Here is a 25359-nt window from a genome sequence, read left to right on the forward strand (position 1 = left end):
CCTGCCTGCCTCCTGCCGTACGGAACGGCCCGCACGCCGCCCTGATGGAGAAGCCGTTCACCCGCCCGGAAACGCCTCTGTCTACCCTGCCGAAAGTATGCAGCTTTTCCGGCCGATGTGGTCAGTTGGCCGAAGATGTGCGAACCAGTGTCCGGATCTGGCGCAGCAGCACCGACAGTGCGGCGAGGTCGGCCGGTGAGTGGGCGAAGTCCTCCATCGCCCGCCGTACCCGGGCCACCGCGCTGGCGTTGTCCTGCTCCCACTGTTCGGCCCGGTCCTGCACCGCCAGCTCGCCCGGGGTGGCGGTGAGCACCTCGACGGTGAGCGCCGCCAGCGCGGCGTACAGGTCGTAGCGCAGCGCGGTACGGGCCAGCGTCTGCCAGCGGTCTTCCCGGGGAAGCAGCGAGATCTTGCTCAGCAGCCAGTCGACCCGGAACCGTTCGGAGAGCATGAAGTACACCGAGGCGACCTCGGTGACGTCGCAGCCGGTGTCGGCGGCGGTCTCCACCACGTCGAGCAGCCCGAAGCTGTACATGATCCGAGTGGCCCGGTCGGCGAGATCCGGCGGCAGACCGCGACCGGTCATGGTGTCGACGTGGGCCCGCAGCGACTCCCGCTCGTCGCCCCGGAAGTAGTCGCCCAGCTCCGGCAGCAGTCGCGACACCCCTTCGCGCAGCCGGGCGGTCTCCCCCGACACGTCCAGCGGGGACTTGCGGTTGGTGACCAGCCAGCGGACGGCCCGGTCCAGCAGTCGCCGACTCTCCAGGTAGACCGCAATCTGCGCGGCGGTGCTAACCACGTTGTCCAGTGCGTCGATGTCGGCCCACAGCGTGTCGAGCCCGAACACGTCGCGGACCACCACGTAGGCCCGCAGCACGTCGGCGGCCGACGCTCCGGTCTCCTCCATCGTCCGGTAGACGAAGGACATGCCGCCCCGGTTGACCGCCTCGTTGACCAGGCTGGTCACCACGATCTCCCGGCGCAGTCGGTGGTCGGTCATCCGGGCGCCGTACCGCTCGCGCAGCGGCGTCGGGAAGTAGTCGGCCAGCACCCGGTCGGTCCACGCCTCGTCGGGCAGCCCGTCGGCCAGCACCTGCCCCTCGATGGAGATCTTGGCGTAGGCGAGCAGCACCGCGAGCTCGGGCAGGGTCAACCCGTCCGCGCCGGCGCGGATCCGCTCCGCCAGATCGTCGTCGGACGGCAGCGCCTCCAACTCCCGGTCCAGCTGCCCGGACTGTTCCAGGTCGGTGATCATCCGCCGGTGCACCGGCAGCAGCGGACGTGCCTGGGCGCCGGCGTTGGCCAGGGCCCGAGCCTGGTCGTAGTTGTCCCGCAGCACCAGCGCGGCGACCTCGTCGGTCATCTCCACGAGCAACGCGTCACGCTGCGGTACGGTCAGCTCGCCATCGGCCACCGCGCCGCCCAGCAGGATCTTGATGTTGACCTCGTGGTCGGAGCAGTCCACGCCTGCCGAGTTGTCGATGAAGTCGGTGTAGATCCGCCCGCCGGCGGTCGCGTACTCGATCCGGCCACGCTGGGTGAGCCCCAGGTTGCCGCCCTCGCCGACCACCTTCGCCCGCACCGACCGGCCGTCGACCCGGATCGGGTCGTTGGCCTTGTCGCCGACGTCGGCATGCGACTCGTCGGAGGCCTTGACGTAGGTGCCGATGCCGCCATTGAACAGCAGGTCCACCGGGGCGCGCAGGATCGCCCGGATCAGCTCCGGCGGGGAGAGCAGGTCGACCCCGTCGTCGAGGCCGAGCGCCGCGCGGACCTGCCGGCTGACCGGCACCGACTTGGCGGTACGCGGGTACACGCCACCGCCGGCCGAGATCAGTCCGGTGTCGTAGTCGGCCCACGACGACCGGGGCAGGTCGAACAGTCGCCGCCGCTCGGCGTACGAGGTGGCCGCGTCCGGATCCGGGTCGAGGAAGATGTGCCGGTGGTCGAAGGCGGCGACCAGCCGGACGTGTTCGGACAGCAGCATCCCGTTGCCGAACACGTCGCCGGACATGTCACCGATGCCGACCACCGTGAATTCCTGCCGTTGGACGTCCACCCCCAGGTCACGGAAGTGCCGCTTGACCGACTCCCAGGCCCCCCGCGCGGTGATCCCCATCTTCTTGTGGTCGTAGCCGGCCGACCCGCCGGAGGCGAACGCGTCGCCCAACCAGAAACCCCGGGAGATCGAGATTGCGTTGGCCACGTCGGAGAAGGTCGCGGTGCCCTTGTCGGCGGCGACCACCAGGTACGGGTCGTCGCCGTCGTGACGCACCACCCGATCCGGCGGCATGATCTGCCCGGCGACGATGTTGTCGGTGACGTCGAGCAGACCGGAGATGAACTGCTGGTAGCAGGCCACCCCCTCGGCCTGGGCCGCTTCCCGGTCCGGTGGCTCGGCCGCCGCCCGACCGCGCGCGGTACCGCCGGGCTGCTTGACCACGAAGCCACCCTTGGCGCCGACCGGCACGATCACCGCGTTCTTCACCATCTGCGCCTTGACCAGGCCGAGCACCTCGGTACGGAAGTCCTCCCGCCGGTCCGACCAGCGCAGCCCGCCCCGGGCGACCTCGCCGAAGCGCAGGTGCACACCCTCGAACCGGGGCGAGTAGACGAAGATCTCGTACGCCGGCCGGGGCGCCGGCAGGTCCGGGACGGCTTGCGGGTCGAGCTTGATCGCTACGTACGGGACCGGGCGACCGTCGGTGCCGCGCTGGTAGAAGTTGGTCCGCAGGGTGGCCAGGATCAGGGTCAGGTAGCTGCGCAGGATCCGGTCCTGGTCGAGGCTGTCCACTTCGTCGAACTGGCGGCCGATCACGGCGACCAGTTCCTGGCCGCGCCGGCGGCGGCGCTCGTCGTCAACGGCGGGCCCCGGCGCGAACCGGGTTTCGAAGAGTTGGATCAGCAGCGCGGCGATCGCCGGGTAGGCGACGAAGGTGGACTCCATGTACTCCTGGGAGAAGACCGCGCCGGCCTGGCGCAGGTACTTCGCGTACGCCCGCAGCACCACCACCTGCCGCCAGGTCAGCCCGGCGCGCAGCACCAGCTCGTTGAGCCCGTCAATCTCCACCTCACCGCGCCAGGCCGCCGAAAACGCGTTCTCCACGTGCGGCCGGACCTCGGCCATCGCCCGCGCGCCGACCGGCAGCCGCAGCCCGAAGTCGTACAGGTAGATCCGCTGGTCGACCCGGTCGATCTCGTACGGCCGTTCGTCGATTACCTGCACGCCGAGCGAGTGCAGCACCGGCAGCACATCGGACAGCACCATCGGTTCGCCGTACCGGTAGACCTTGAACCGCACGTCCCGCTCGTCGACCTCGGCGCCGCCGGGCGGCCGGAACAGGTGCATCTCCAGCTGGCCGGGCTCCTCCAGCAGCTCCAGCTTGGCCAGGTCCTGGACCGCCTCGTACGCGGTGTGCTCTTCCTTGTACCCCTCCGGGTAGGCGCCGGCGTACCGCCGGTGCAGCGACTTGGCCGACTCGTCGCCCAGCTTGCGTTCCAGCACCAGCCGGAAGTCGTCCTCCCACAGCCGGGTGGCTTCGGCGAGCAGTTCGGCGAGCCGGTCCGGGTCCAGCTCGGCGGGCGGCGAGGCCGGGTCGGTACGCACGATGAAGTGCACCCGGGCCAGCATCGACTCGGTTACCCGGGTGGTGTAGTCGACGCCGACGCCGTTGAGCTCGCGCAGCAGGATCTGTTGCATCCGCAGCCGGTTGTGGGTGGTGAACCGATCCCGGGGCAGGTAGATCAGGCAGGACAGGAACCGCCCGTACCCGTCGGAGCGCAGGAACAGCCGCAGCTGCCGGCGGCCGGCCATCCGCAGTACCCCGAGTACGGCGTGGTAGAGGTCGTCGGTGCGGATCTGAAACAGCTCGTCACGCGGGTAGGTCTCCAGGATCTGCAGCAGATCCTTGCCGGAGTGGCTGCGTGGGCTGAGACCGGACCGTTCCAGCACCTCGGCGACCTTGCGCCGGACCACCGGCAGCTCCTGCACGCTGGTCCGGTACGCGGCGGTGGAGAACAGCCCGAGGAACCGGCGCTCGCCCACCACCGTCCCGGCCGAGTCAAAGACCTTGACGCCGACGTAGTCGAGGTAGGCGGCCCGGTGCACGGTGGCCCGCGAGTTGGCCTTGGTGATGATCAGCAGCCGCTGTTCGAGCGCCTTCGCCGCCGCCTGCGGGGTCATCGAGGTGAGCGGGCGGGGCCGGGTCTGGTCCTGGCGCAGGATGCCGAGCCCGGAACCGAGCACCGCTACCAGCGCTTTGTCCCCGTCCGCGTTGTCGACCAGCCGGTACTCCCGGTAGCCGAGAAAGGTGAAGTGGTCGTCGGCCAGCCAGCGCAGCAGCTCGACCGAGTCGGTGAGGTCCTTCTCCGGCACCGGCGGTGCGTCGGGTGATCCGGGCTCGGCCCGGTCGAGTTCGTCGGCCAGGGCCAGGGCCCGCTGCCGCATCCGGGGCCAGTCCTCCACCGCTTCCCGCACGTCGGTGAGGACCCGCTGCAGGTCGCGGCGCAGCCGGTCCAGGTCACCGGCGATCCGGATCGGGTCGATCTCGATCCGGATCCAGCTCTCCACCAGGTCGCCGTCGATCGCGTCGTCCGGCTCGACGTCGGCCGCCACCTCGGTCAGCTGGCCGAGTGGTTCGCGTCGGACCACGACCAGCGGGTGCACCAGCAGATGGACGTCGAAGTGCCGCTCGGTGAGCAGCGCGGTCACCGAGTCGACCAGGAACGGCATGTCGTCGGTGACGATCTCGATGACGGTGTACGGCCGACCGTCGCCGGGCGGGGTGAGCCGCAACTTCAATTCGCCGGGCAGCCGGTGCCCGGCCAGCTCCCGGTGCGCCCGAGCGGCGTCGAGCATCTCCTGCGGGCGGCAGCCGACCAGCTCCTCGTCGGCGGCGAACCGCCAGAACCGGTTCACCAGAGAGGCGGCGTCGTGGTCGGCGTCGGCCAGCGACACCGCCTGGGCGATCAGCCGCTCGGCGCTGGGCATCGGTTCGTCGTACCCGGTGTCGTCGGTGTCGTCGACCACGGCGGCCAGCGCCGACTCCGGCGGCGCGAACGTCTGGAGGTCGAACACCTCGTCTGGATCCGGCTCGGACTGGCGGTGCGGCCCGGCGCTCTGCCGGCGACGCTGCCCGTCACCGCCCGAGGCCTGGCGTTTCGACTTCGTGACCGGACGGCGGTTCATTGGCGCAGACTCCCCTCGGCCCCACCACGCTGTGGGGTCAACCTCGGCCAAGCCTATTCCTCCCGGATCGTCGTTCCGACGGCACACCGGCACCCCGTCGTCGGCTTGGCGACACGCTCTGACCACGTCGTGTGATATGCCCTGGACGAAACGGGACAGCGGTTCATCTGGTACCCCGAGGGACAGCGGTCCATGCGCGCACGTACTACCGTTCCGGTGTCCGCCATGCGTCCGGAAGGGGGCCGTCGCATGCGCCGCAAGGCGACCGTCGCGACCGCGCTGCTACTCGCCGTCACCACGCTGACCAGCTGTTCCTCCGATGACGGACCGGACGCCACGGTCGCCGCCTTCATCGACGGATGGCACTCCGGTGACCTCACCGACATCGGCTTCATCACCCCGGCCGGCGAACGGGTGCCCGCCACCGACGTCACCGAGGAGTTGACCGCCCTCGTCGGCGACCTGAAGGACACGCCACCGCAGCTACGCCGGGACGGCGACGCCGAGGTGACCGAGGACATCGCCACCGCCACCATCGCCGTCGAATGGGCGCTCCCCGGCGACGTACGGTGGAGCTACCCGACGTCGGTCCGGCTACGCCGGGGCGCCGACGACGCCTGGCAGATCATCTGGGAGCCGGCGATCGTCCACGACCGGCTCGGCAGCGGCGACCAGCTGGCACTGAACCGGCTCGTCCCGCCCCGCGGCGCCATCCTCGACGGGGCCGGGCAGCCGATCGTCGCGCCGCGCCCGGTGGTGGTGGTCGGCGTACAGCCCAGCGAGGTCGACGACCCGGCCGCCCTGGCCGCCCAGCTCGACGCCGCGTTCCGGGCGATCCGACCGGCGATCAGCCCGCCGGTGGACGTCTCCGGGCTGGCGGACCGGCTCGACGCGGCGAGACCGGACGCCTTCGTCGAGGTGGTCACCCTGCGCGAGGAGGCGTACGAGCAGATCCGGGACCGGATCTACGAGCTGCCCGGCACCAAGTTCCGCCGGCAGGAGTGGGACCTGGCCCCCACCCGGGAGTTCGCCCGCGCGCTGCTCGGCACCGTCGACCCGGTGCAACGGCAGGACATGGCGGCGCACCCCGGCCGGTACGAGGTCGGCGACCTGGTCGGCCACGGCGGCCTGCAGGGCAGGTACGAGGAGCGGCTACGCGGCGTACCCGGGTATTCGGTGCAGATCGTCGGCACAGCTCCGGACGGCAGCGTCTCCGGTGACGAGGTGGTGTTTCGTGCCGACGCCCAGCCGGGTGAGCCGCTGCGGACCACGCTGGACACGGCCGTACAGACCGCCGCCGACGCCGCGCTTGCCGACGAGGAGCAGCGCGCCGCGCTGGTGGCGGTGCGGGTCAGCGACGGCGCGCTGGTCGCCGTCGCCAACGGCCCCGACGGCGGCACGGAGAACCTGGCGTTGACCGCACAGGTCCCGCCCGGCTCCACGTTCAAGATGGTCAGCGCGTTCGGCCTGCTCGAAGCCGGCGCGGTCGACCCGGACGCGCCGGTCGACTGCCCGAAGACGGCCACCGTTGACGGGCGCACGTTCACCAACTCGGACGGCTTCGAGCTGGGCCGGGTGCCGTTCCGGACCGCCTTCGCCAAGTCGTGCAACACCACCTTCGTCGAACTGACCCCGCAGTTGGATGCGGACGGGCTGGCCGATGCGGGTCGGCTGCTCGGGCTGGAAGGCGAGTGGCGGCTCGGCGTGTCCGCCTTCACCGGCGCGGTCTCCGCCGGCGGCCCACCGGCGGAACGGGCCGCGGCCGCCTTCGGCCAGGGCACCACGCTGGTCAGCCCGGTGGCGATGGCCGGCGCCACCGCCGCAGTCGTCCGGGGGCAGTGGCGCCAGCCGACGCTCATCGTCGAGCCGCCGCCGCCGTCGGCGGTGCCGGACGGCCCGCAGCTGGACGCGGCGGCGGTGCAGGCGCTGCGGACGATGATGCGTGAGGTGGTCACCGACGGCACCGGGCAGGCGTTGCGGGACGTGCCGGGCGAGCCGGTGCACGGCAAGACCGGCACGGCCGAGTACGACGACGACCCGGCGAACACGCATGCCTGGTTCGTCGGCTGGCAGGGCGACCTGGCCTTCGCCGTCTTCGTCGAGCAGGGCGGCTCCGGCTCCGGGCGGGCGGTCCCGATCGCCGAGCGGTTCCTACGTGGCCTCGCCGCCAGCTGACCCGGCAACGGCCCCTGGTTGGCGAAATCGATCTGACCGGGTTGTCACACCTTCAAGATGTCCACGTCGTACAGCGCTATGGACGAGTCGCGGGAGGCGAGCGTGATCCCCTCGACGGTTGCCTGTGCCACCAGCATTCTGTCGAAGGGGTCTCGGTGATACGCGGGTAGGCGACCGGCCGCGATCGCGTGAGCGTGGGTCACCGGTAGTTCGACGAAACCCATGTTCCGTACTTGTTCGGCGAGGTCGGTCGGGCCGGTGAGCTTCCCGGTGGCCTGCTTGATGGTGATCTCCCACAGGCTGACCGGGGACAGGAAGATGTCCGGGTCGTGGCGGAGCCGGTTGAGGAAGTCGTCGCCGAGGGTGGTGTCGCCGGTGATGGCCCACAGCGCGACGTGGGTGTCCAGCAGCAGGCTCATGCGCCGACGCCGAAGTCGGCGGCGATCTCGGCGTTGGTCTGGGCCGAGTCCCAGTCCCCGGACAGGTCCAGCTGCCCCGCGAGTGAGCCGACCGCGGTCCGATTGGCTCGACGTACCAACGGCACCACCTTCGCCACCGGGGTACCTGCCCGGTCGATGATGATCTCCTCGCCGCGCTCCACCCGCTCGATGATGCGCGAGAGGTGGGTCTTGGCGTCGTGCATGTTGTAGTGCACGGCCTCGGCAGACATGACTAGACCTCCCAGTTAGCTAGCAGCTTAGTCCACTCCGGCATGGTGGCGCGACGATTCCCAGCGGTAACAGATCACGTGTCGGCGGCGGACGGAGCCGGCGGTTCGGCGGCCGGCGGTTGTTGCGGCGACGGGTTGGTGGAGTCAGCGTCAGGAGGCCGCGGGGACGGCGCCTGCCGCCGTAGCCGTCCGGGCTTGGCCGCCCCACCACCTGGCGCGCTCCGATCCGCGACCGTCAAGGTCACCGCTGGTGGCGGCACCGCCGGCCGCAGCCCGGCAACCGCCGGTGTCTCCTGCTCGGCAGGGGCGGCAACAGTCGAATCGGCTGCCGGTGACGGTGCCTGCTCAACCGGAACGCGGTCGGCGTGCACCGGGCGCAGGCCGGCCACCAGGGTCGAGACGATGTCGGCGGCGTAGCTGCCGTCCGGGTCGTAGTCGGGGTCGAAGACGGTCAGCTCGACGCCGAGGCAGTGCGGGGTGTCGACCAGGTCCGCGAGCAGCAGCTCCAGCTCGGCGAAGGCGATGCCGCCCGGATCCGGCGCGTCGACCGCCGGCATCACCGCCGGGTCGAGCACGTCCACATCGACATGCACCCAGTAGCCTGCGCAGTCGGCCAGCTGGTCACGGGCCCACTGGGCGCTGCGCGCCGCCCCCTCCGCACGCAGCTCCGGCACCGGGCGGGTGACGATACCGGCCGCCTGCAGATCCAGCCGGTACTCGTCCTGGGCCCGGATGCCGAGCACCACGACGTCGATGTCGCGAAAGTACGGCCGGCGGCCCTCGATCCCCGCCAGATCCGGCTGGCCCCGCCCGGTGACCAGGGCCAGCCCTTCGCCGGCCGCCGCACCGACGTAGGAGGCGTTGCCGGGATGCCGGAAGTCGGAGTGCCCGTCGACGTAGACCAGGCCGATCCGCCCACCGACCGCCTCGCCGAGCCGGTGCATGGCGAGCGCCCCGCCGAGCAGGATCGAGCAGTCGCCGCCCAGCACCACCGGGAACTCCCCAGCGTCGATGACGGCACCGATCCGCCCGGCGAGGGCGAGCGTGTACGCCGAGATCGACCCGGCGTGGCAGACCCCGTCACCGGGTCGCCAGTCCGCCGGGTCGTACCGGGGCGGGGTGAGGCACCCGGCGTCACGGGCGCTGAGCCGACCCACCAGCTGATGGTCCCGCAGTGCGCCGGGCGCTTTCGCGCAGCCAGGCACCGACGTCCCGGTCGGCGGTCGCAGACCGAGATTCGACGGTGCGTCCAGTACGGCGATCCGGCGCATCGGCGGGGCTCAGAACAGTGCGCTGGCCAGCGCCCGGCGGGCCCTGGTCACCGCCGGGTCGTCCGGACCGGCCACGGTGAACAGCGACACCAGGTGTTTGCGGACGGTCTCCCGGTCGTCACCGGCGCTGCGCCGGACCAGGTCGATCAACCGCTGGTACGCCTGCTCCGCCTGACCGCCGAGCACCTCCACGTCGGCGGCGAGCAGCTGGGCCGGTACGTCGTCCGGTGCCGACGCCGCCGCGTCAAGCGCGGCCGCCGGGTCCACCCCCTGCACCCGACGGGCCAGGGCGACCTGGGCCAGCCCGGCCTCGGCGGCGGTGTCCGCCGGCGCCTCGTTGAGGATCTTCCGGTAGGCCTGCTCGGCGGCCTCCAGGTCGCCCATCATCAGCGCCTCGTCGGCGGCGTTGAGCAGCGGATTCTCCGGCTCCTCGACGGTGACGCCGCCGGCTTTGAGCACGGCGCCGATCCACTGCCGCAGCTGGGCCTCCGGCACCACTCCGGCGAACGCGTCGACCGGCTGGCCGCCGACGACGGCGTACACCATGGGAATGCTCTGCACCCGGAACATCTGCGCCAGACGCTGGTTGCTGTCCACGTCGATCTTGGCCAGCGTCCAGGCGCCGCCGCCCTCGGCCGCTAGTCGCTCCAGCAGCGGCGACAGTTGCTTGCAGGGCTCGCACCACTCGGCCCAGAAGTCGATGACCACCGGTGTGGTCATCGAACGTTCGAGAACCTCGGTCTGGAAGGTCGCCTCGGTGACATCGATGACGGCACCGGCTACCGCCGGTGCGCCGGCTGCCGGGCCGCCACCGGCCCGGGTCGGGGTCCCGTCCGGCCGGCTCCCGCCGGCCGGCGCTGCGCTGCGCAGCGAGCTGAGGTCTACCGCGCCGCGAGTGAAAATCGACGGGGTGGTACGTGGGTCGCTCATGGTTACCTAGTCTCGCACGCGCAGGGCGCGTCCCAACGCCAGCGCCACCGCCCCGAACAGCAGCATGACGCCGATCACGGGGAGCAGCACGGCGACCGGCCGGGGCCAGCGCACCGGGGCCAGCGGGACCGCCTCCTCGACGGTGACCGGCAGGTAGCTGCCGCTCAGCCACCAGGCGAGCAGCGCGCCGCCGAGCCCCGTCGCCGCGGCCAGCAGCACTGCGGGCAGACCGCTCCAGCGCAGCGAGCCGGCCGCCGACCGGGACGGCAGTCCCTGGGTCCGCAGCGCGGTCAGGTCCTCGGCACGACGGCGCCGTTCGACCATGGCCAGTAGCACCATCCCGGAGCCGGCGAGGATCACCGCCAGGGCGGCGGCGAGCAGGTGGAACCAGATCGCCAGGGCCGGTGCCTGCCGGTCCAACCCGGCCCGGACCTGCTCCGGGGTGAACTCGCCGGTGACGGTGAGCCCGGCCGCGTCCAGCTGCTCGGCGAGGTCCGCCGGTGCCCGGGGACCGAGCCAGACCTGGGCCGTCTCGAGCCCGGTCTTCTCGGGCACCGCCCGTACGGCGTACTCCATGTCGACCAGGAAGCCGCGGTCGCCCAGCGCCGGCAGCGCCGGGACCGGATCGGCGTCGGCCGTCAGCTGCGCACCGGTGGGTAGCAGCGCCGTGGTCGGGTTCAGCCCGGATGCCCGGTCGTCGGCGCGGGCGGTGACAGCCGGCAACGGGTACGGCGTGTCGGCCGGCAGCGCCCACGGGTCGGGGGCGGCCCCACCGGCGAGCAGTCGCAGCCCGTCCGGCCCGGCCTCGGACGGATCACCGGACGGATCACGCCAGCGCTGCTCGTCGGTGAGCTCCGCCGGCCCGAGTAGCTGCTCCCCATCGACGGAGAGGCCGGTGAGGGTCACCTCACGCACCCGAGGGTCGACCTCGGTGTCCGGGTCGACCGCACCGGCGGTGCCCGGTTCGAGCCGGACGGACAGCCCGGCGAGCTGGCATCCGTCGGCGCACTCGACCGGAATCCGGTAGGTGTGCCGCCCCAACCGGGCGAACGTGGCCTCGGCCGCCGCACCGCCCGACGGCGACCGCAGGTGGACGGTGAACCGTACATCGTCGGCCGGACCGGTGCCCTGCGGGTCGGGCCGCCCCGGATCCGCCGACGGGTCGGGCTGTGCCGGGGCGGCGTCGACGACCAGGTCCACCGAGATCTCCGTCCCGTTGACGGTGATCGGCGCGGTGGCGGCCGGTCCGCGCAGCGCCTCGGCGACGTCAGCGGGGCCGGCCGGGCCGAACTCCGGTCGCCAGCGGGCGGTGGCGGCCAACGCCGACGTGTCGGCGAGCAGCACCGGGGCGTCCGCGTCGGTGGCGGCGAAGCCGACCGCCATCGCGTACTCGCCGACCGGGTCGACCGTCCGTACGGCCGTCAGCAGCGTGCCGGCGTCGACGGGCAGCAGGGTCAGCACCCGGTCCGCGCCGCCGCGCACCTCGGCCAGCGCCGCCCGCGACTGGCGGGCCACGTCGAACGCGCTGGCCGCGTAGCCGGTCAGCACCACGGTGACGGTGAGCAGGGTGAACAGCCGTTGGCTGGCCGGCTGCCGGGCCAGGTGCAGCAGCCCCAGCGCCGGGCCGAGCCGGCCCCGGCGCAGCGCGACCGCGCCGAGCCGGCCGGTCAACGGCGCCACCACCCGCGCCGCCAGCAACGCCACCGTTACTCCGATCAACGCCGGCACCAGCAACGACACGCCGATCAGCTGGCTGTCGAACAGCCGCAGCTGTGCCACGGCGACCGCGGTCAGGGCCACCATCACCGTCTCTGCCAGCAGCGAGGTCCAGAGTCGGGACCGGGCCGGCACCCGGCGCAGCAGCTCGGCGACCGGGCTGGCCAGCTCCCGGCGCTGGGCGGCCAGCACGGCGAGCAGCGCACCGACGACGGTGGCGCAGCCGGCCAGCACGGCCGTGCCCGAGGTGACCGGGGCGAACCGGCCCTCCTCCAGGCGCAGGCCGGCGAGCAGCCCGACGGCGACCGAGCCGAGCAGGTAGCCGGCCGGCGCGCCGAGGGCGATGGCGGCAGCCGGCTCACCGGCGGCCAGCGTCCACCGGGTCCGCCGAAGGATCCCGCGCAGCGCGATCAGGCCCAGCTCGGTACGGCGGGCCGCGGTACCGGCTGCGACCGCGACGAAGACGACGAACAGACAGAGGATCACCAGCGGGACGGCCGCGACCGGCACCACCTGCCGGGTCAGCGCCTGGGCCGACGAGATCCGCTCCAGCAGCGGTCCGACGTCGTCGGACAAGTAGACGTACCCGGCGCCGTCGGCGCGAACCTGCTCAGCGAGCCGGGCCAACTGCTCGCTGAGGCCCGCCAGCCGGTCCGGTTCCAACGCATCGGCCTCGGCCAGCGCATCCACGCCCCGGTAGTCGCTGCCCCGGTCGATGGCGTCGACGACGTACCGGCCGGTGAATACCGGTTCGCGGTAGGCGTCCAGGGCCCCTGGGACGAAGTACGGCGTCCGGCCCCAGTAGAGCGCATCCGGGTCCACCGGTTCGTAGACGCCCACGACGGTGATCTCGGCCGGCGCCCCGCCCGGGCGGTAGCTGCGCTGCACCGGGGCGTAGTCGGCCCAGGTGACGGTGACCGGGGTACCCGGGGCCAGGTCCAGCCGCCGGGCCGTGTCCGCCCCGATCACGACCTCGTTCGGCGACATCAGACAACGCCCCGCGACCATCCGCAGGTTGGCGCAGACGTCCTCGCGGAAGACCAGGTAGGAGATGTCGGTGGCGACGGGTTCCAACCCGAGCATCGGCATCTGAACGGTGTAGACGGTGCGGAAGCCGCGCAGGTCGAGCACGGCACCGGTGACCGCCAGGAGGCCGGCTTCCTCCCCGGGTAGCACGTCAGGGACGGACAGGGTGACCGTGCGGTCGCCACGGTCGGCAGCGTCGAGCTCCGCCGCCACGACGGCCCGGTCCGCAGCGGCCAGGTACGCCGGGCCGGTCACCGCGGCGGCGGTGGCGAACGCGCTCAGCAGGAAGACGACCAGCGCCTGCCCGCGCCGGGCGGCGAGCATCGACAGCAGCAGGGAGATCATCCGACGTCTCCGTCCCGGTCGCCGGCCATGAGCGGGTTCGGACCGGCCGGCGGACCGACCCGGGAACCGGCCGGCGGACCGACCCGCAAGTCGACGGCCCGGACCAGCCGGGCACCGGCGAACGCGGCCGCCGCACCGAGCACCCCTACCGCGACGAGCACGCTGACCAGCAGCGGAACGGCCTGCGGACCGATCCGCAGCGGCAGTGCGGCCCAGTTGTCGACGAAGATCGGCATCGTCTGCCGGATCGGCAGCTGGGCGAGCACGGTGGCCACCAGGCCGACAACCACCGCGAGCGCCACGGCGACGGCGTACCCGCCGTAGGCAATCCGGGCAACGGCGCGGGCCGGCAGCCCCTGCGTCCGCAGAGCGGCCAACTCGGCGGCCCGGTCGTCGCGTTCCACCGCGGCGACCACCGCCAGCGCCCCGGCCGCCAGCAGCAGCCCGATCAGTCCGGCGGCCAACTGGAACCGCAGCGCCGATGGCGGACCCTGGCGGCCGAGCTGCTCAATCACCGCCGCCCGGGAATCGGTGCCGATGATGGTCAACCCTTCGGCAGTGAGCCGGTCGGTCAGGTTCCCGGGCGCGTCGGGGGCGAGCCAGACCTGCGGCACGTCGCCGAAACCGGCTCCGTCGGCCAGCCGGTCGGCCCGTTCCAGGTCGACCAGGTACCCACGCTGGCGGGCCTGCGGCAAAGCGGCGGCCACCGACACGTACCGCACCGGCAGCTCGGCACCGCCGAACACGGCGAGCCGTGGCTCGCCCGGAACGTCCGGGGCGAGCTCCGGCCCGGAACGCACCACCGGCACCGGCACCGGCGCGTCGATCGGATGGATCCGGGTGGACCGCTCCCGGTGCACCCCGCCCGGTGACGGGGTAGTGAGGGTCACACCGCCCGGCCCGGCGCTGATCCGGGGGCCGAGGGCGCCACCGGCGACCGCGCCACGCCAGTTTCCGATGTCGCCGAAGTACGCCGCGTCCAGCCGGGGTGTGGTGGCCCCGGCCAGATCGTGCAGGGTGATCGTGAGATCGGGTTCGGCCGGCACCGGTACGCCGTTCCAGGCAGGTTGGACCAGTTCGAGTGACGTCAGCCGGCAGCCGTCCGGGCCGCATCCGGTCACCGTGGCGGGATGCTCGGCACGATCGGTGTCGAGCGGGCCGAACACCACCTGCACCGGCTCTCCGGCCGGGTCGACCAGGTGCGCCACGACGCTGACCGGCACCTCGTCCGGTCCGGTGGCGGTCAGGACCAGCGGACCGTCACCGACCCGAACCTCGGTGACCGGCGGGGTGAGCGCGGCGGCGACCTCGGCGGCGACCTGGCCGTAGCCGGGGTGCCAGGCGGCGACCTGGGCGAACCGGGAGGCGTCGACGGCGAGCACGTACTGGGCCGACCCGGGATTGTTGCCGACCACCGCCATCGCGTACCGGCCGGACGGGTCGGCGGCGCGGACCGCGGCCAGCAGGTGGGCCCGGCTGCGGGCCTGCACGGTGAGCACCTGGTCGGCGCCGGTGGCGTGGGTGGCCCGGACGGCCCGCGCGGAGACCGATTCGGTCCAGCTGCCGATCGCGGTGCCGAGCAACGCCACCCCGACCGTGAGCAGGGCGACCAGCCGCGCGGTCCCCGGCCGGCGGGCCAGGTGCAGCGCGGCCAGCGCGGCGGGCAGCCGACCGGCGCGCAGCAGGGCCGCCGCAGCCCGGCCGGCCACCGGGGTGGCCGCCCGGCCGGCGGTCAGCGCGATTGCCAGGGCCAGCAACGCCGGGGCGAGCAGCACCAGAGCACCGGCCTCGTCCGGCTCAGCCGCGCCGACGTACGCCTGGTAAAGCCCGGCCCCGGCGACGGCCACCGCGATCAGGTCGACGACATCGGCCCGCCAGCCGCGCTGCCGGGCCGGCACGTGCCGGAGCAGATCCACCACTGCGGCACGGGCGTTGCGCAGGTCGGCGGCGATCGCGGCGACCAGCGCGCCGGCGACGGCGGTGCCGGTCGCGGCGAGGGCTAGCCGGGCGGCGGAGCCGGCCTGCTCCGGGTCCGGGCCGGCACCGGCGAGCAGCCGGGCGGTCACCAGGCCGGCGGCGACACCGACCAGCGCGCCGACGATCATCGGCAGCCCGCTCTGGCCCACCGTGAGCAGCCACACCCGCCATCGGGCACCGCCGCGCAGTTTGACCAGTCCCAGGTCACGGCGGCGGTGCTCGGCGGTGTGTCGGACGGCGAAGAACAGGGCGAACCAGGACAGCAGCAGCAGTTGCCCGGCGGCGACGGCGACACCGAGCTCGACCAGTTGGCGGTGGCGGGCGATCTGGTCCACCAGGATCGCCGCGTCGGTGCGGACCTGCCAACGGCCGATGACGCCACCACCGTCGTCCCGGCGGATCTCGGTGGCCAGGTCGACTCCGGCGAGGTAGGCGGCGGCCGGCAGCACCAGGTGGTGGGTGGCGAACAGGTTGTCCGCCGGTACGGCGGCCAGCGTGCCGGCGGTGGCGAAGACCGGGTCACCGCTGTCGGCGTCGGTACCGCCGCCGCTGAGATCGTCGAACGCCCAGTACGGCTCGCCCGGATCAGTCACCTGGTAGGTCCCGGTGACGGTGAGGAGCACCGGTGCGCTGCGGCTCGACTGATGGGTGATCCGGTCGCCGACCCCGACGCCGAGCCGTTCGGCGCTGCGTGCGCTGAGCACCGCCTCGCCGGGGCGCTGCGGGCAGGTGCCGGTGACGGTCAGGTGTTCGCAGACCTGCTCCCGGTGCGTCAGGCTGGCGGCCAGCTCGGCCTGGCCGCTGGCGACGGTCCCGGTGCTCCACACCGAACTGCTCGCCGCCGCACCCGGGTAGCCGATCCGCTCGGCGCCGGCGTCCCGGGCCCGGTCGATCAGGTCGGCGCCGGTGGCGTCGAGTTCGGTGCGGTCCCCGGCGGCCGGGTCGACCTGCTGGTCGGCGGCGACTTCGGCGGCGGTGCTGGCGACCCGGCCGGTGGCGCGGGCGGCCAGCAGGTTGGGGCCGGCCGCGTCGACCGCAGCCTCGGCGACGGTACGGGTGGTCGCCGCCGCGTACCAGGGGGCGGCGGTGGTGGCGGTGACCGCGAGTGCGGTGAGCACCAGCAGGGCGACGGCCTGACCGGCCCGAGCCCGGACCGCGCCGACGAGCAGTGCGAACACTCAGACTCCTGTGCCGTCGACGCCGTCGGGCAGCAGACCGGGCGGGGCGGCCCCGCCCACGACCAGGGTTACCGCGCCGTCGGCCTGGGCCACCCGCAGCAGGGTGCCGGGTGGGAAGTCGCCGAGCACCTCGGGCGGCAGCTGCACCGTACCGTCGCCGGCCACCACCGCGAAGTCCTCACCGTCGCGGCCCTCGGCGCCGACCCGGCCGTCCCGGATGGTCACCGCCCGACCGAGCCGGGCACCCACCTGCGCGTCGTGGGTCACCACCACGATCGTGGTCTCCCGTTCCCGGTTGATCGTCTCCAGCGCGTCGAGCACTTCGTCGCGGCCCCGGGTGTCGAGTTGACTGGTCGGTTCGTCGACCAGCAGCAGGCCGGGCGAGGCGGCGACGCCGACGGCGAGCGCGGCCCGCTGCCGGGCGCCCGGCGTCAGCTCGGCGAGCCGGTCATTGCCGCGGCCGGGCAACCCGACCAGGTCGAGGATGCGGTCCGGGTCGTCCAGGTCGATGCCGGCGGTGGCGGCGGCCCGCCGCTGGGCCAGCCAGACGTTGCGGCGCAACGTCGCGTACGGCAGCAGGTTACGGGCGGCGCCCTGCAGCACCACGCCGATCTGGGTGCCCCGCAACCGGGCGACCTCCCGGTCGGAGAGTTTGCCCAGGTCGTAGCTGCCGACGCTGACCCGGCCGGCGGACGGGCGCATCAGCCCGGCGAGCAGCGCCACCAGGGTCGATTTGCCGGAGCCGGACGGGCCGACCAGGGCGAGCATCTCCCCGGGGTTGATCCGCAGGTCGACGCCGGAGAGCGCGACCACGTCGCCGGCCTCGCCCCGGTAGATCTGCACCACCCGTCGGCAGCTCACCGCAAGTCCCGTCACGGCGTACTGCCTACCATGAATCCCTTGGAACCGCTGCCCCCGATTGGGTGGCCGGCACCGGCCCCCCAGGTCAGGAGCGCGGGGTCGGGTCAGAAGCGGGCCGGCTCGCGGTAGACGCCCCATTCGGCGCGCAGCGCGTCGCAGATCTCGCCGAGGGTCGCCTCGGCGCGGACCGCGTCGAGCATCGCCGGCACCATGTTGTCGCCGTCCCGGGCCGCAGTGACCAGGTCGTCGAGTCGGCGGCGGACCAGCGCGTCGTCCCGGTCGGCCTTACGGGCGGCCAGCAGCCGGCGCTGCTCGACCTCCACCTCGTGCGAGATCCGCAGGATCTCCAGCTCCTTGGCGACCGTACCGGTGTGGCAGTTGACGCCGACGATCTTCTTCCGGCCGTCCTCCACCGCCTGCTGGTACGCGAACGCCGCCTCGGCGATCTGCCCGGTGAACCAGCCGTCCTCGATGCCGCGCAGAATGCCGGAGGTCATCGGCCCGATCGGGTGCGGGCCGTCGCCGCCGAGCTGGCGGATGCGGGCGAAAATCTCCTCCGCCTCGGCCTCGATCCGGTCGGTGAGCGCCTCGACGTACCAGGCACCGCCGAGCGGGTCGGCGACGTTGGCCACCCCGGTCTCGTCCATCAGCACCTGCTGGGTCCGCAACGCGATCTCCGCAGACTCGTCGGTGGGCAGCGCCAGGGTCTCGTCCAGGGCGTTGGTGTGCAGCGAGTTGGTGCCGCCGAGCACCGCCGCGAGCGCTTCGACCGCCGTACGTACCACGTTGTTGACCGGTTGCTGCGCGGTCAGTGACACCCCGGCGGTCTGGGTGTGGAACCGCAGCCAGAGGGCGCGTTCGTCGGTGGCGCCGTACTCGTCGCGCAGCCAGCGGGCCCAGATCCGCCGGGCGGCGCGGAACTTCGCGATCTCCTCGAAGAAGTCGACGTGCGCGTCGAAGAAGAAACTCAGCCCGGGGGCGAACCGGTTGACGTCCAGCCCGCGGGAGAGCCCCAGCTCGACGTAGCCGAAGCCGTCGGCGAGGGTGTAGGCCAGCTCCTGCGCGGCGGTGGAGCCGGCCTCCCGGATGTGGTATCCGGAGACCGACAGCGGTTTGTAGCGCGGGATCCGCCGCGCGCAGAACTCCATCAGGTCACCGATCAGCCGCAGGTGCGGCTCGGGGCCGAACAGCCACTCCTTCTGGGCGATGTACTCCTTGAAGATGTCGGTCTGCAGGGTGCCGTCCAGGGTGGCCAGGTCGGCGCCCTGCCGTTCGGCGGCGACCAGGTACATGCAGAACACCGGCACCGCCGGCCCGGAAATGGTCATCGAGGTGGTGACCGCCGCCAGGTCGATGCCGTCGAAGAGCACGTCCATGTCGGCGGCGGAATCGACAGCCACCCCGCAGTGGCCGACCTCGCCGAGCGACTGCGGGTCGTCGGAGTCGCGGCCCATCAGCGTCGGCATGTCGAAGGCCACCGACAGCCCCCCGCCGCCGGCTCCGAGGATCATCTTGTAGCGCTCGTTGGTCTGCCGGGCGTTGCCGAAGCCGGCGAACTGCCGGATGGTCCAGGTCCGCCCCCGGTAGCCGGTCGGATACAACCCCCGGGTGTACGGGTACTCGCCGGGCCAGCCGATCCGTTCGAAGCCCGGGTGGTCGGCGCCGTCGGGCGGACCGTAGACCGGGTCCACCGTCGTGCCGGACAGCGTGGTGAAGTCCGCGTCGCGTTTCTTCGCGGCGTCGTAGCGGGCCTGCCAGCGGGCACGACCGGCGGCGATCTGTTCGGCGTCCATCGGGGCCTCCTCGGGTCCGGGCGGATCCGAGTCTAGAGCCCGTACTGAACGATCGCTAAGCCCACTGGCTGAGATCGTCGACGGATGCCGCCTCAGCCGGTCGGCCGCAGCCGCCGCCAGAGATGATCGACCACCTCGTCCACCGGCACCCGCACCGTCTCCCCGGCGGCCCGGTCGGTCACCTCGACCACGCCCTCGGCCAACGACCGCTTTCCGACAGTGACCCGCAACGGAATGCCGACCAGCTCGACGTCACGGAACTTGACCCCGGCCCGCTCCGCTCGGTCGTCGATCACCACGTCCACCCGGCCGCCGCGCAGCCGCTGGTAGATCCGCTCGCCGGTTTCGGCCACCGGACCGTCGTCGACCTGAGCGACGACCACCGCCACCTCGAACGGGGCGACCGCCGCCGGCCAGACGATGCCCTTGGCGTCGTGGTGGCTCTCCACGATCGCCGCGATCGCCCGCTCCACCCCGATCCCGTAGCTGCCCATCACCACCGGAATCCGGTTGCCGGCCGGATCGAGCACCGACGCGTCCAGCGCCTCGCTGTAGCGCTGGCCGAGCTTGAAGATGTGCCCGACCTCGATCGCCCGGCGTACCCGCAGCGGCTCCCCGCACGTCACGCACGGCTGGCCGGCGGCCACCTCGCGCAGGTCGGCCCAGGCGCCGACGGCGATGTCCCGGTCGACGTCGACGCCACGCAGGTGGACGCCGTCGACGTTGGCGCCGGTGAACATGTCCCGCCGGCCGCGCAACGCCTCGTCGGCGATCACCGGCAGACCCGTCAGCCCGATCGCGCCCAGGCTGCCCGGGGCCGCCCCCAGCGCCGCCCGGATCTCGTCGCCGGCTGCCGGCCGCAGCTGCGCCGCGCCGGTGGCGTCGACCAGTTTCGGCTCGTTGAGCGGGTGGTCGCCGCGCAGCAGCACCAGGGTGAGCTGGCCGTCGAGCAGGTACACCAGGGTCTTGATCTGCCGGTCGGCCGGCGCGGCGAAGCGCACCGCGAGGTCGTCGATGGTCCGTACGCCCGGGGTGTCGAACGGCTGCGGGGCGGCGGACCCAGCGGAGTCCGTCGATGGATCGAGCCGCGAGGTCGCCTTCTCCAGGTTCGCCGCGTAGCCACAGGCCGGGCAGTCGACCACCTGGTCTTCGCCGGTCGGTGCCGGGCACATGAACTCGACCGACGCCGACCCGCCCATCGCGCCGCTGGACGCCTGCACCGCCACCGCCGGGATACCCAGGCGGTCGAAGATCCGTCGGTACGCGTCGTGATGCAGGTCGAAGGACCGGTCCAGCCCGGCCCGGTCCAGGTCGAAGCTGTACGAGTCCTTCATGGTGAACTCGCGGGTGCGCATCAGCCCGGCCTTGGGCCGCGGCTCGTCCCGGAACTTGGTCTGGAACTGGTACCACAGCTGCGGCAGCTCCCGGTAGGAGTTCAGCTCCCGGGCAAGGGTCGTGAACACCTCCTCGTGGGTCATGCCCAACGCCAGGTCAGCACCCCTGCGGTCACGCAGCCGAAACATTTCCTCACCCATCGAGTCCCACCGGCCGGTCCGACGCCAGATCTCCGCCGGATGCAACGCGGGCAGGCTGAACTCCTGCGCCCCGATCCGCGCCATTTCGTCGCGGATCACCTCGATCACCTTCGCCCGTACCCGCACCGCCAGCGGCAGCAGCGAGTAGTGGCCGGCCATCAGCTGCCGCAGGTAACCGGCCCGCAGCAGCAGCCGGTGGCTCGGCGCGTCGGCCTCCGCCGGGTCCGCACGCAACGTGGGCACGTGTAGTCGGGACCAGCGCATGGTCGCTCTTCCTCACTTCAAGCGGCGGCGTTCAGCAACGACACAGGGTAACCGGGTTGGGTTCCAGGTAGCGCGGTGCTGGCCGGTCAGGTCCCCGACGACAACGTCTCCTACCGGGCGTACCGGTGCACCCGGCCCGATCGTCCTGACCGGCCTATGCTCGACGGCGTGGACTTGCGGATCTTCACCGAACCTCAACAGGGCGCCAGCTACCAGCAGCTTCTCGCGGTGGCCCGTTGCGCCGAAGACGCCGGGTACGACGCCTTCTTCCGGTCCGACCACTATCTGGCGATGGGCGGCAGCGACGGGTTGCCCGGCCCCACCGATGCCTGGACGACCCTTGCCGGGCTGGCCCGGGACACCAGTCGGATCCGGCTCGGCACCCTGATGACCGCCGCCACCTTCCGCTACCCCGGCCCGCTGGCGATCACCGTCGCGCAGGTCGACGAGATGAGCGGCGGGCGGGTCGAGTTCGGCATCGGGGCCGGCTGGTTCGCCGCCGAGCACACCGCGTACGCGGTGCCGTTCCCGTCGCTGGCCGAGCGATTCGACCGGCTCGACGAGCAGCTGGCGGTCATCACCGGCCTGTGGGAGACCCCGGTCGGCGACACCTTCGACTTCCAGGGCCGGTACTACCAGGTCACCGACTCACCGGCGCTACCCAAGCCGGTGCAGCGGCCCCGGCCGCCAGTGCTGCTCGGTGGGAAGGGCCGCCGTCGGACCCCGCAGCTGACTGCCCGCTACGCCGATGAGTTCAACGTGCCGTTCGAGGGCCTCACCGAGTCGGCGCGGCTGTTCCAGCAGGTCCGGGCGGCCTGCGCCGAGACCGGCCGCGATCCGGACGGCCTGCGGCTGTCCAACGCACTGGTATTGTGCTGCGGTCGCGACGACGCCGAGGTGGCGCGACGGGCGGCGGTCATCGGCCGGGAGCCGGACGAGCTGCGCGCGAACGGTCTGGCCGGCACGCCGGCCGAGGTGGTGGACAAGATTGGCCGGTACACCGAGATTGGCGCCCAACGGATCTACCTGCAGGTGCTGGACCTGGCCGACCTCGACCACATCGAACTCGTCGCCGCAGAGGTGGCACCGCGATTGTGACCCGCGGCTGGGCCGGCCGGTGTCGGAATGCCGGCCGTGTCGGCTTGGCGGCTGCCGCAGCCGGCGCAGCGCCGAGAATCACCCGATGTGGTTGCCATGGAACCTGCCTGCTGGGCACGCGGGTGGCCTCGACTGGCTGGTGTTCGAGCAGTCCGGCGTACTCACCGCCACCGGACCTGCAACAGCGGCGCAAGGACCGGGCCGGACCTGCCCGCGCCGACCGGGTTCGCAGCGGTGCCGCCCGGGTCCGCCGCGATGCCGCCCGGGTGCGCCGCGATCTGAAAGAATCATGGTCGATATACCGGCCAGATCCTTCTAGATCACTTGCCGATCGGGCCACTGTCGGGTCAGTTCGGCCCGGCCGTCGCGCAGGTGCAGTTCGGCGTCGCAGGCGGCGGCCGCCTCCGGGTCGTGGGTGGCGAAGACGACGGCTGCACCCCGGTCAGCTTCGGCCCGTAGCAGGTCGAGGACCAGCTGCCGGTTGGCCGCGTCCAGCTCGCTGGTCACCTCGTCGGCGAGCAGCACGTCACCGTGCAGCGCCAGCGCCCGGGCCAACGCGGTCCGCTGCTGCTGGCCACCGGAGAGCTCCTCGACGAGTTGGTCGGACTGACCGGCGAGGCCGAGCCGGTCGAGTGCGGCCGCGCCGGCCCGCCGCGCTGCCGCCGGGCTCATCCCGACAGCGATCAGCGCCACCTGCAAATTCTCCCCCGCCGTCAGCACCGCGGCGAGGCCGTTGTCCTGTGGGACCAGCACGACCTTGCGATCCACGGCGTGGTCGCGGTCGCGCAGCGGTTCACCGCCGAGCGAGATGGATCCGCCGATCGGCCGCAGCAGGCCGGCCATCGCCGACAGCAGGGTCGTCTTGCCCGCACCGGACGGCCCGGTGACCGCCAGCAGGTGACCGGGTCGCACGGTCAGCGTCACGTCACGCAGCACCGGCTCGGCACTGAGGTAGCCGACGGTCGCAGCCGTTAGCTCGATGATCGGGAGATCGACGGTGGTGGGCACGCGCCGACCCTAGCGGACCTCGCGTCGGTGCGCCGACCGCGCCTGCACCAGTAGCCGACCAGCGGGGGTGGCGGCAGCCGGACCAGCGCGGGGTCGGAGAGCGGTCAGCGCAACCGGGTCAAGACGGCGTCGGGGTGGGCCGGGTCAGCTCGGTGAGCAGCCGGTCGGCGGCGGCGTACGGGTCGAGCCGGCCGGCGAGTACCTCGGCGGCGAGTTCGGCGGGCAGCGTACCGCCGCGCAGCGAGCTGATCCGCTCGCGCAGCGTGCCGATCGCGATCGCCTCGACCTCGGCGGCGACCCGCCGGGCCCGACGGGCGGTGAGCTCGCCCCGGCCGGCCAGCCAGTCGCGGTGCCGTTCGATCGCGGTCACCAGATCGTCAAGACCGTCGCCGTTGGCGGCCACGGTCCGCAGCACTGGCGGACGCCAGCCGCCCGGGGCGGTGGCGGTCAGCGCGAGCATGCCCTTCAAGTCCCGTACGGTGCCGTCGGCACCGTCCCGGTCGGCCTTGTTGACCACGAAGATGTCGGCGATCTCCAGGATGCCGGCCTTCACCGCCTGCACGGCGTCGCCCATGCCAGGGGCGAGTAGCACCACCGTGGTGTCGGCCAGCCCGGCCACCTCGACCTCGGCCTGCCCGACGCCGACCGTCTCGATCAGCACCACATCGCAGCCGACGCCGTCGAGGACCCGCACCGCCGCCGGGGTCGCCGACGACAGCCCGCCGAGGTGGCCCCGGCTGGACATCGAGCGGATGTACACGCCCGGGTCGGTGGCGTGGTCCTGCATCCGTACCCGGTCGCCGAGGATCGCCCCGCCGGTGAACGGGCTGGACGGATCGACGGCAAGGACGCCGACCCGCAGGTTCCGGCCGCGCAGCACCCGGACCAGCTCGCTGGTGGTGGTCGACTTGCCGACGCCGGGCGCGCCGGTCAGCCCGACGACCAGGGCGTGCCCGGTGTGCCCGGCGAGCTCGGCGGCGATCTGCGGCAGCAGCGGCCCGCCGGACTCGACCAGCGTGATCAGCCGCGCCACGGACCGGGCGTCGCCGGCGCGGGCCCGCCGGACGAGATCCGGAACGTCGCGGGAGCCGCCCCGGCTCACCTCGCGGTCAGCACCCGCAGTCACTTCGCGGTCGGCACCCGCAGGATCAGGGCGTCGCCCTGCCCGCCGCCGCCGCAGAGCGCGGCGGCGCCGGTCCCACCGCCACGCCGACGCAGCTCCAGCGCGAGAGTCAGCGCCAGCCGGGCGCCGGACATGCCGATCGGGTGACCGAGAGCGATCGCGCCGCCGTTGACGTTCACGATCCCTGGATCGACCTCGAGGTCCCGGGTCGACTGCACGCCGACGGCGGCGAACGCCTCGTTGATCTCGATCAGGTCGAGATCGGCGACGGTCATCCCGGCCTTGCCGAGGGCGTGCCGGATGGCGTTGGACGGCTGGGAGTGCAGCGAGTTGTCCGGGCCGGCGACGTTGCCGTGCGCACCGATCTCGGCGATCCAGTTGAGGCCGAGCGCCTCGGCCCGGGACCGGCTCATCACCACCACGGCGCACGCGCCGTCCGAGATCGGTGACGAACTACCGGCGGTGATGGTGCCGTCCGGAGTGAAGGCGGGACGGAGCCGGGCCAGCGTCTCGGCAGTGGTGTCCGGCCGGATTCCCTCGTCGTTGAGCAGCCGGACCGGGTCGCCCTTGCGCTGCGGCACCTCGATCGGGGTGATCTCCTCGGCGAAGACGCCGTTCTTCTGGGCGACCGCGGCCCGCTGGTGGCTGGTGGCGGCGAAGGCGTCCTGCTCGGCCCGGCTGATGCCGAGCCGGGCGCCGTGCCGCTCGGTCGACTCGCCCATCGCGCAGCAGTCGAACACGTCGGTCAGCCCGTCCAGGGCCATGTGGTCGGCGACCACCACGTCGCCGTACTTGTAGCCGGCGCGCTGGCCCCGCAGCAGATGCGGCGCGTTGGTCATCGACTCCATCCCGCCGGCCACCACGACGTCGAACTCGCCGGCCCGAATCAACTGGTCGGCGAGCGCGATCGCGTCGAGACCGGAAAGGCAGACCTTGTTGATGGTGAGCGCGGGTACGCTCATCGTGATACCGGCGCCGACCGCGGCCTGCCGGGCCGGCATCTGGCCGCTGCCTGCCTGGAGCACCTGGCCCATGATGACGTACTGCACCTGACCGGGGTCGACGCCGCCGCGACCGAGGGCGGCGGAGATCGCGGTCGAGCCGAGGGCGGTGGCCGGGAAGTCCTTCAGGTTGCCGAGTAACCGGCCCATCGGGGTGCGTGCGCCGCTGACGATCACCGAGGTCATGGGATTCCGCCTCC

15 protein-coding genes are annotated in these 25359 nt (G+C 72.8%); 2 read left to right on the forward strand and 13 right to left on the reverse strand.

Annotated elements, in window-relative coordinates:
* Positions 1 to 121: 121 nt before the first annotated feature.
* Positions 122 to 5188 (reverse strand): NAD-glutamate dehydrogenase, encoded by a 5067-nt coding sequence (locus ACFHWS_RS05835; RefSeq protein ID WP_416556184.1) that lies wholly within the window; start codon positions 5186 to 5188, stop codon positions 122 to 124.
* Positions 5189 to 5437: 249 nt separating this feature from the next.
* On the opposite strand from ACFHWS_RS05835, the gene ACFHWS_RS05840 reads away from it, so the two are divergent.
* Complete coding sequence (locus ACFHWS_RS05840; protein ID WP_416567774.1) at positions 5438 to 7363, forward strand: penicillin-binding transpeptidase domain-containing protein; 1926 nt, start codon at positions 5438 to 5440, stop codon at positions 7361 to 7363.
* A gap of 44 nt (positions 7364 to 7407) precedes the next feature.
* On the opposite strand, the gene ACFHWS_RS05845 is transcribed toward ACFHWS_RS05840, so the two are convergent.
* The 9 genes from ACFHWS_RS05845 to ACFHWS_RS05885 form a co-directional block, all read right to left on the reverse strand.
* A complete protein-coding gene (locus tag ACFHWS_RS05845; RefSeq protein ID WP_416556182.1) occupies positions 7408 to 7782 on the reverse strand; it encodes a type II toxin-antitoxin system VapC family toxin in 375 nt (124 codons plus the stop codon).
* On the reverse strand, positions 7779 to 8033 hold the full coding sequence (locus ACFHWS_RS05850) for a type II toxin-antitoxin system Phd/YefM family antitoxin (protein WP_282232049.1): 255 nt from the start codon (positions 8031 to 8033) through the stop codon (positions 7779 to 7781). Before ACFHWS_RS05850 ends, ACFHWS_RS05845 begins: the two co-directional genes overlap by 4 nt.
* A gap of 74 nt (positions 8034 to 8107) precedes the next feature.
* Positions 8108 to 9304 carry an arginase family protein gene (locus ACFHWS_RS05855; protein WP_416556181.1) on the reverse strand — a complete coding sequence of 399 codons (1197 nt, stop codon included), beginning with the start codon at positions 9302 to 9304 and terminating at the stop codon, positions 8108 to 8110.
* Positions 9305 to 9313: 9 nt separating this feature from the next.
* Positions 9314 to 10234, reverse strand: a complete 921-nt coding sequence (locus ACFHWS_RS05860; protein WP_416567775.1) for a tetratricopeptide repeat protein — start codon at positions 10232 to 10234, stop codon at positions 9314 to 9316.
* A gap of 6 nt (positions 10235 to 10240) precedes the next feature.
* A complete protein-coding gene (locus ACFHWS_RS05865) occupies positions 10241 to 13321 on the reverse strand; it encodes a hypothetical protein (protein ID WP_416567776.1) in 3081 nt (1026 codons plus the stop codon).
* Complete coding sequence (locus ACFHWS_RS05870; RefSeq protein ID WP_416567777.1) at positions 13318 to 16476, reverse strand: FtsX-like permease family protein; 3159 nt, start codon at positions 16474 to 16476, stop codon at positions 13318 to 13320. The genes ACFHWS_RS05865 and ACFHWS_RS05870 overlap by 4 nt, the downstream gene beginning before the upstream one ends.
* Positions 16477 to 17352, reverse strand: coding sequence for an ABC transporter ATP-binding protein (locus tag ACFHWS_RS05875; RefSeq protein ID WP_416556177.1), 876 nt, complete (start codon positions 17350 to 17352; stop codon positions 16477 to 16479).
* 89 nt (positions 17353 to 17441) lie between these two features.
* Entirely contained in the window at positions 17442 to 19130 is a 1689-nt protein-coding gene (locus ACFHWS_RS05880) for an acyl-CoA mutase large subunit family protein (RefSeq protein WP_416567778.1), read from the reverse strand.
* A gap of 92 nt (positions 19131 to 19222) precedes the next feature.
* Positions 19223 to 20929 carry a proline--tRNA ligase gene (locus ACFHWS_RS05885; RefSeq protein WP_416567779.1) on the reverse strand — a complete coding sequence of 569 codons (1707 nt, stop codon included), beginning with the start codon at positions 20927 to 20929 and terminating at the stop codon, positions 19223 to 19225.
* A 168-nt stretch (positions 20930 to 21097) separates the two neighbouring features.
* Here ACFHWS_RS05885 and ACFHWS_RS05890 point away from each other — a divergent pair, with 168 nt between their 5' ends.
* Positions 21098 to 22027, forward strand: a complete 930-nt coding sequence (locus tag ACFHWS_RS05890) for an LLM class F420-dependent oxidoreductase (protein WP_416556174.1) — start codon at positions 21098 to 21100, stop codon at positions 22025 to 22027.
* Positions 22028 to 22342: 315 nt separating this feature from the next.
* Here the strand turns inward: ACFHWS_RS05890 and ACFHWS_RS05895 are convergent, their stop codons facing one another.
* From ACFHWS_RS05895 to ACFHWS_RS05905, 3 genes are all read right to left on the reverse strand, one after another.
* Positions 22343 to 23011, reverse strand: coding sequence for an ABC transporter ATP-binding protein (locus ACFHWS_RS05895; RefSeq protein ID WP_416556197.1), 669 nt, complete (start codon positions 23009 to 23011; stop codon positions 22343 to 22345).
* Positions 23012 to 23153: 142 nt separating this feature from the next.
* Positions 23154 to 24161 carry a methylmalonyl Co-A mutase-associated GTPase MeaB gene (gene meaB, locus ACFHWS_RS05900; protein WP_416556173.1) on the reverse strand — a complete coding sequence of 336 codons (1008 nt, stop codon included), beginning with the start codon at positions 24159 to 24161 and terminating at the stop codon, positions 23154 to 23156.
* The gene (locus ACFHWS_RS05905) at positions 24158 to 25345 is read right to left on the reverse strand and encodes an acetyl-CoA C-acetyltransferase (RefSeq protein WP_416567780.1); all 1188 of its coding nucleotides are present in this window, start codon (positions 25343 to 25345) and stop codon (positions 24158 to 24160) included. The genes meaB and ACFHWS_RS05905 overlap by 4 nt, the downstream gene beginning before the upstream one ends.
* Positions 25346 to 25359: the final 14 nt, after the last annotated feature.

The organism is Micromonospora sp. LOL_013 (assembly GCF_048060315.1).
Lineage (GTDB): Bacteria > Actinomycetota > Actinomycetes > Mycobacteriales > Micromonosporaceae > Micromonospora_E.

Coding starts and splice junctions, on each gene's coding strand:
- ACFHWS_RS05835 (WP_416556184.1), bottom strand. CDS start 5,188: ATGAACCGCCGTCCGGTCACGAAGTCGAAACGCCAGGCCTCGGGCGGT.
- ACFHWS_RS05840 (WP_416567774.1), top strand. CDS start 5,438: ATGCGCCGCAAGGCGACCGTCGCGACCGCGCTGCTACTCGCCGTCACC.
- ACFHWS_RS05845 (WP_416556182.1), bottom strand. CDS start 7,782: ATGAGCCTGCTGCTGGACACCCACGTCGCGCTGTGGGCCATCACCGGC.
- ACFHWS_RS05850 (WP_282232049.1), bottom strand. CDS start 8,033: ATGTCTGCCGAGGCCGTGCACTACAACATGCACGACGCCAAGACCCAC.
- ACFHWS_RS05855 (WP_416556181.1), bottom strand. CDS start 9,304: ATGCGCCGGATCGCCGTACTGGACGCACCGTCGAATCTCGGTCTGCGA.
- ACFHWS_RS05860 (WP_416567775.1), bottom strand. CDS start 10,234: ATGAGCGACCCACGTACCACCCCGTCGATTTTCACTCGCGGCGCGGTA.
- ACFHWS_RS05865 (WP_416567776.1), bottom strand. CDS start 13,321: ATGATCTCCCTGCTGCTGTCGATGCTCGCCGCCCGGCGCGGGCAGGCG.
- ACFHWS_RS05880 (WP_416567778.1), bottom strand. CDS start 19,130: ATGGACGCCGAACAGATCGCCGCCGGTCGTGCCCGCTGGCAGGCCCGC.
- ACFHWS_RS05885 (WP_416567779.1), bottom strand. CDS start 20,929: ATGCGCTGGTCCCGACTACACGTGCCCACGTTGCGTGCGGACCCGGCG.
- ACFHWS_RS05905 (WP_416567780.1), bottom strand. CDS start 25,345: ATGACCTCGGTGATCGTCAGCGGCGCACGCACCCCGATGGGCCGGTTA.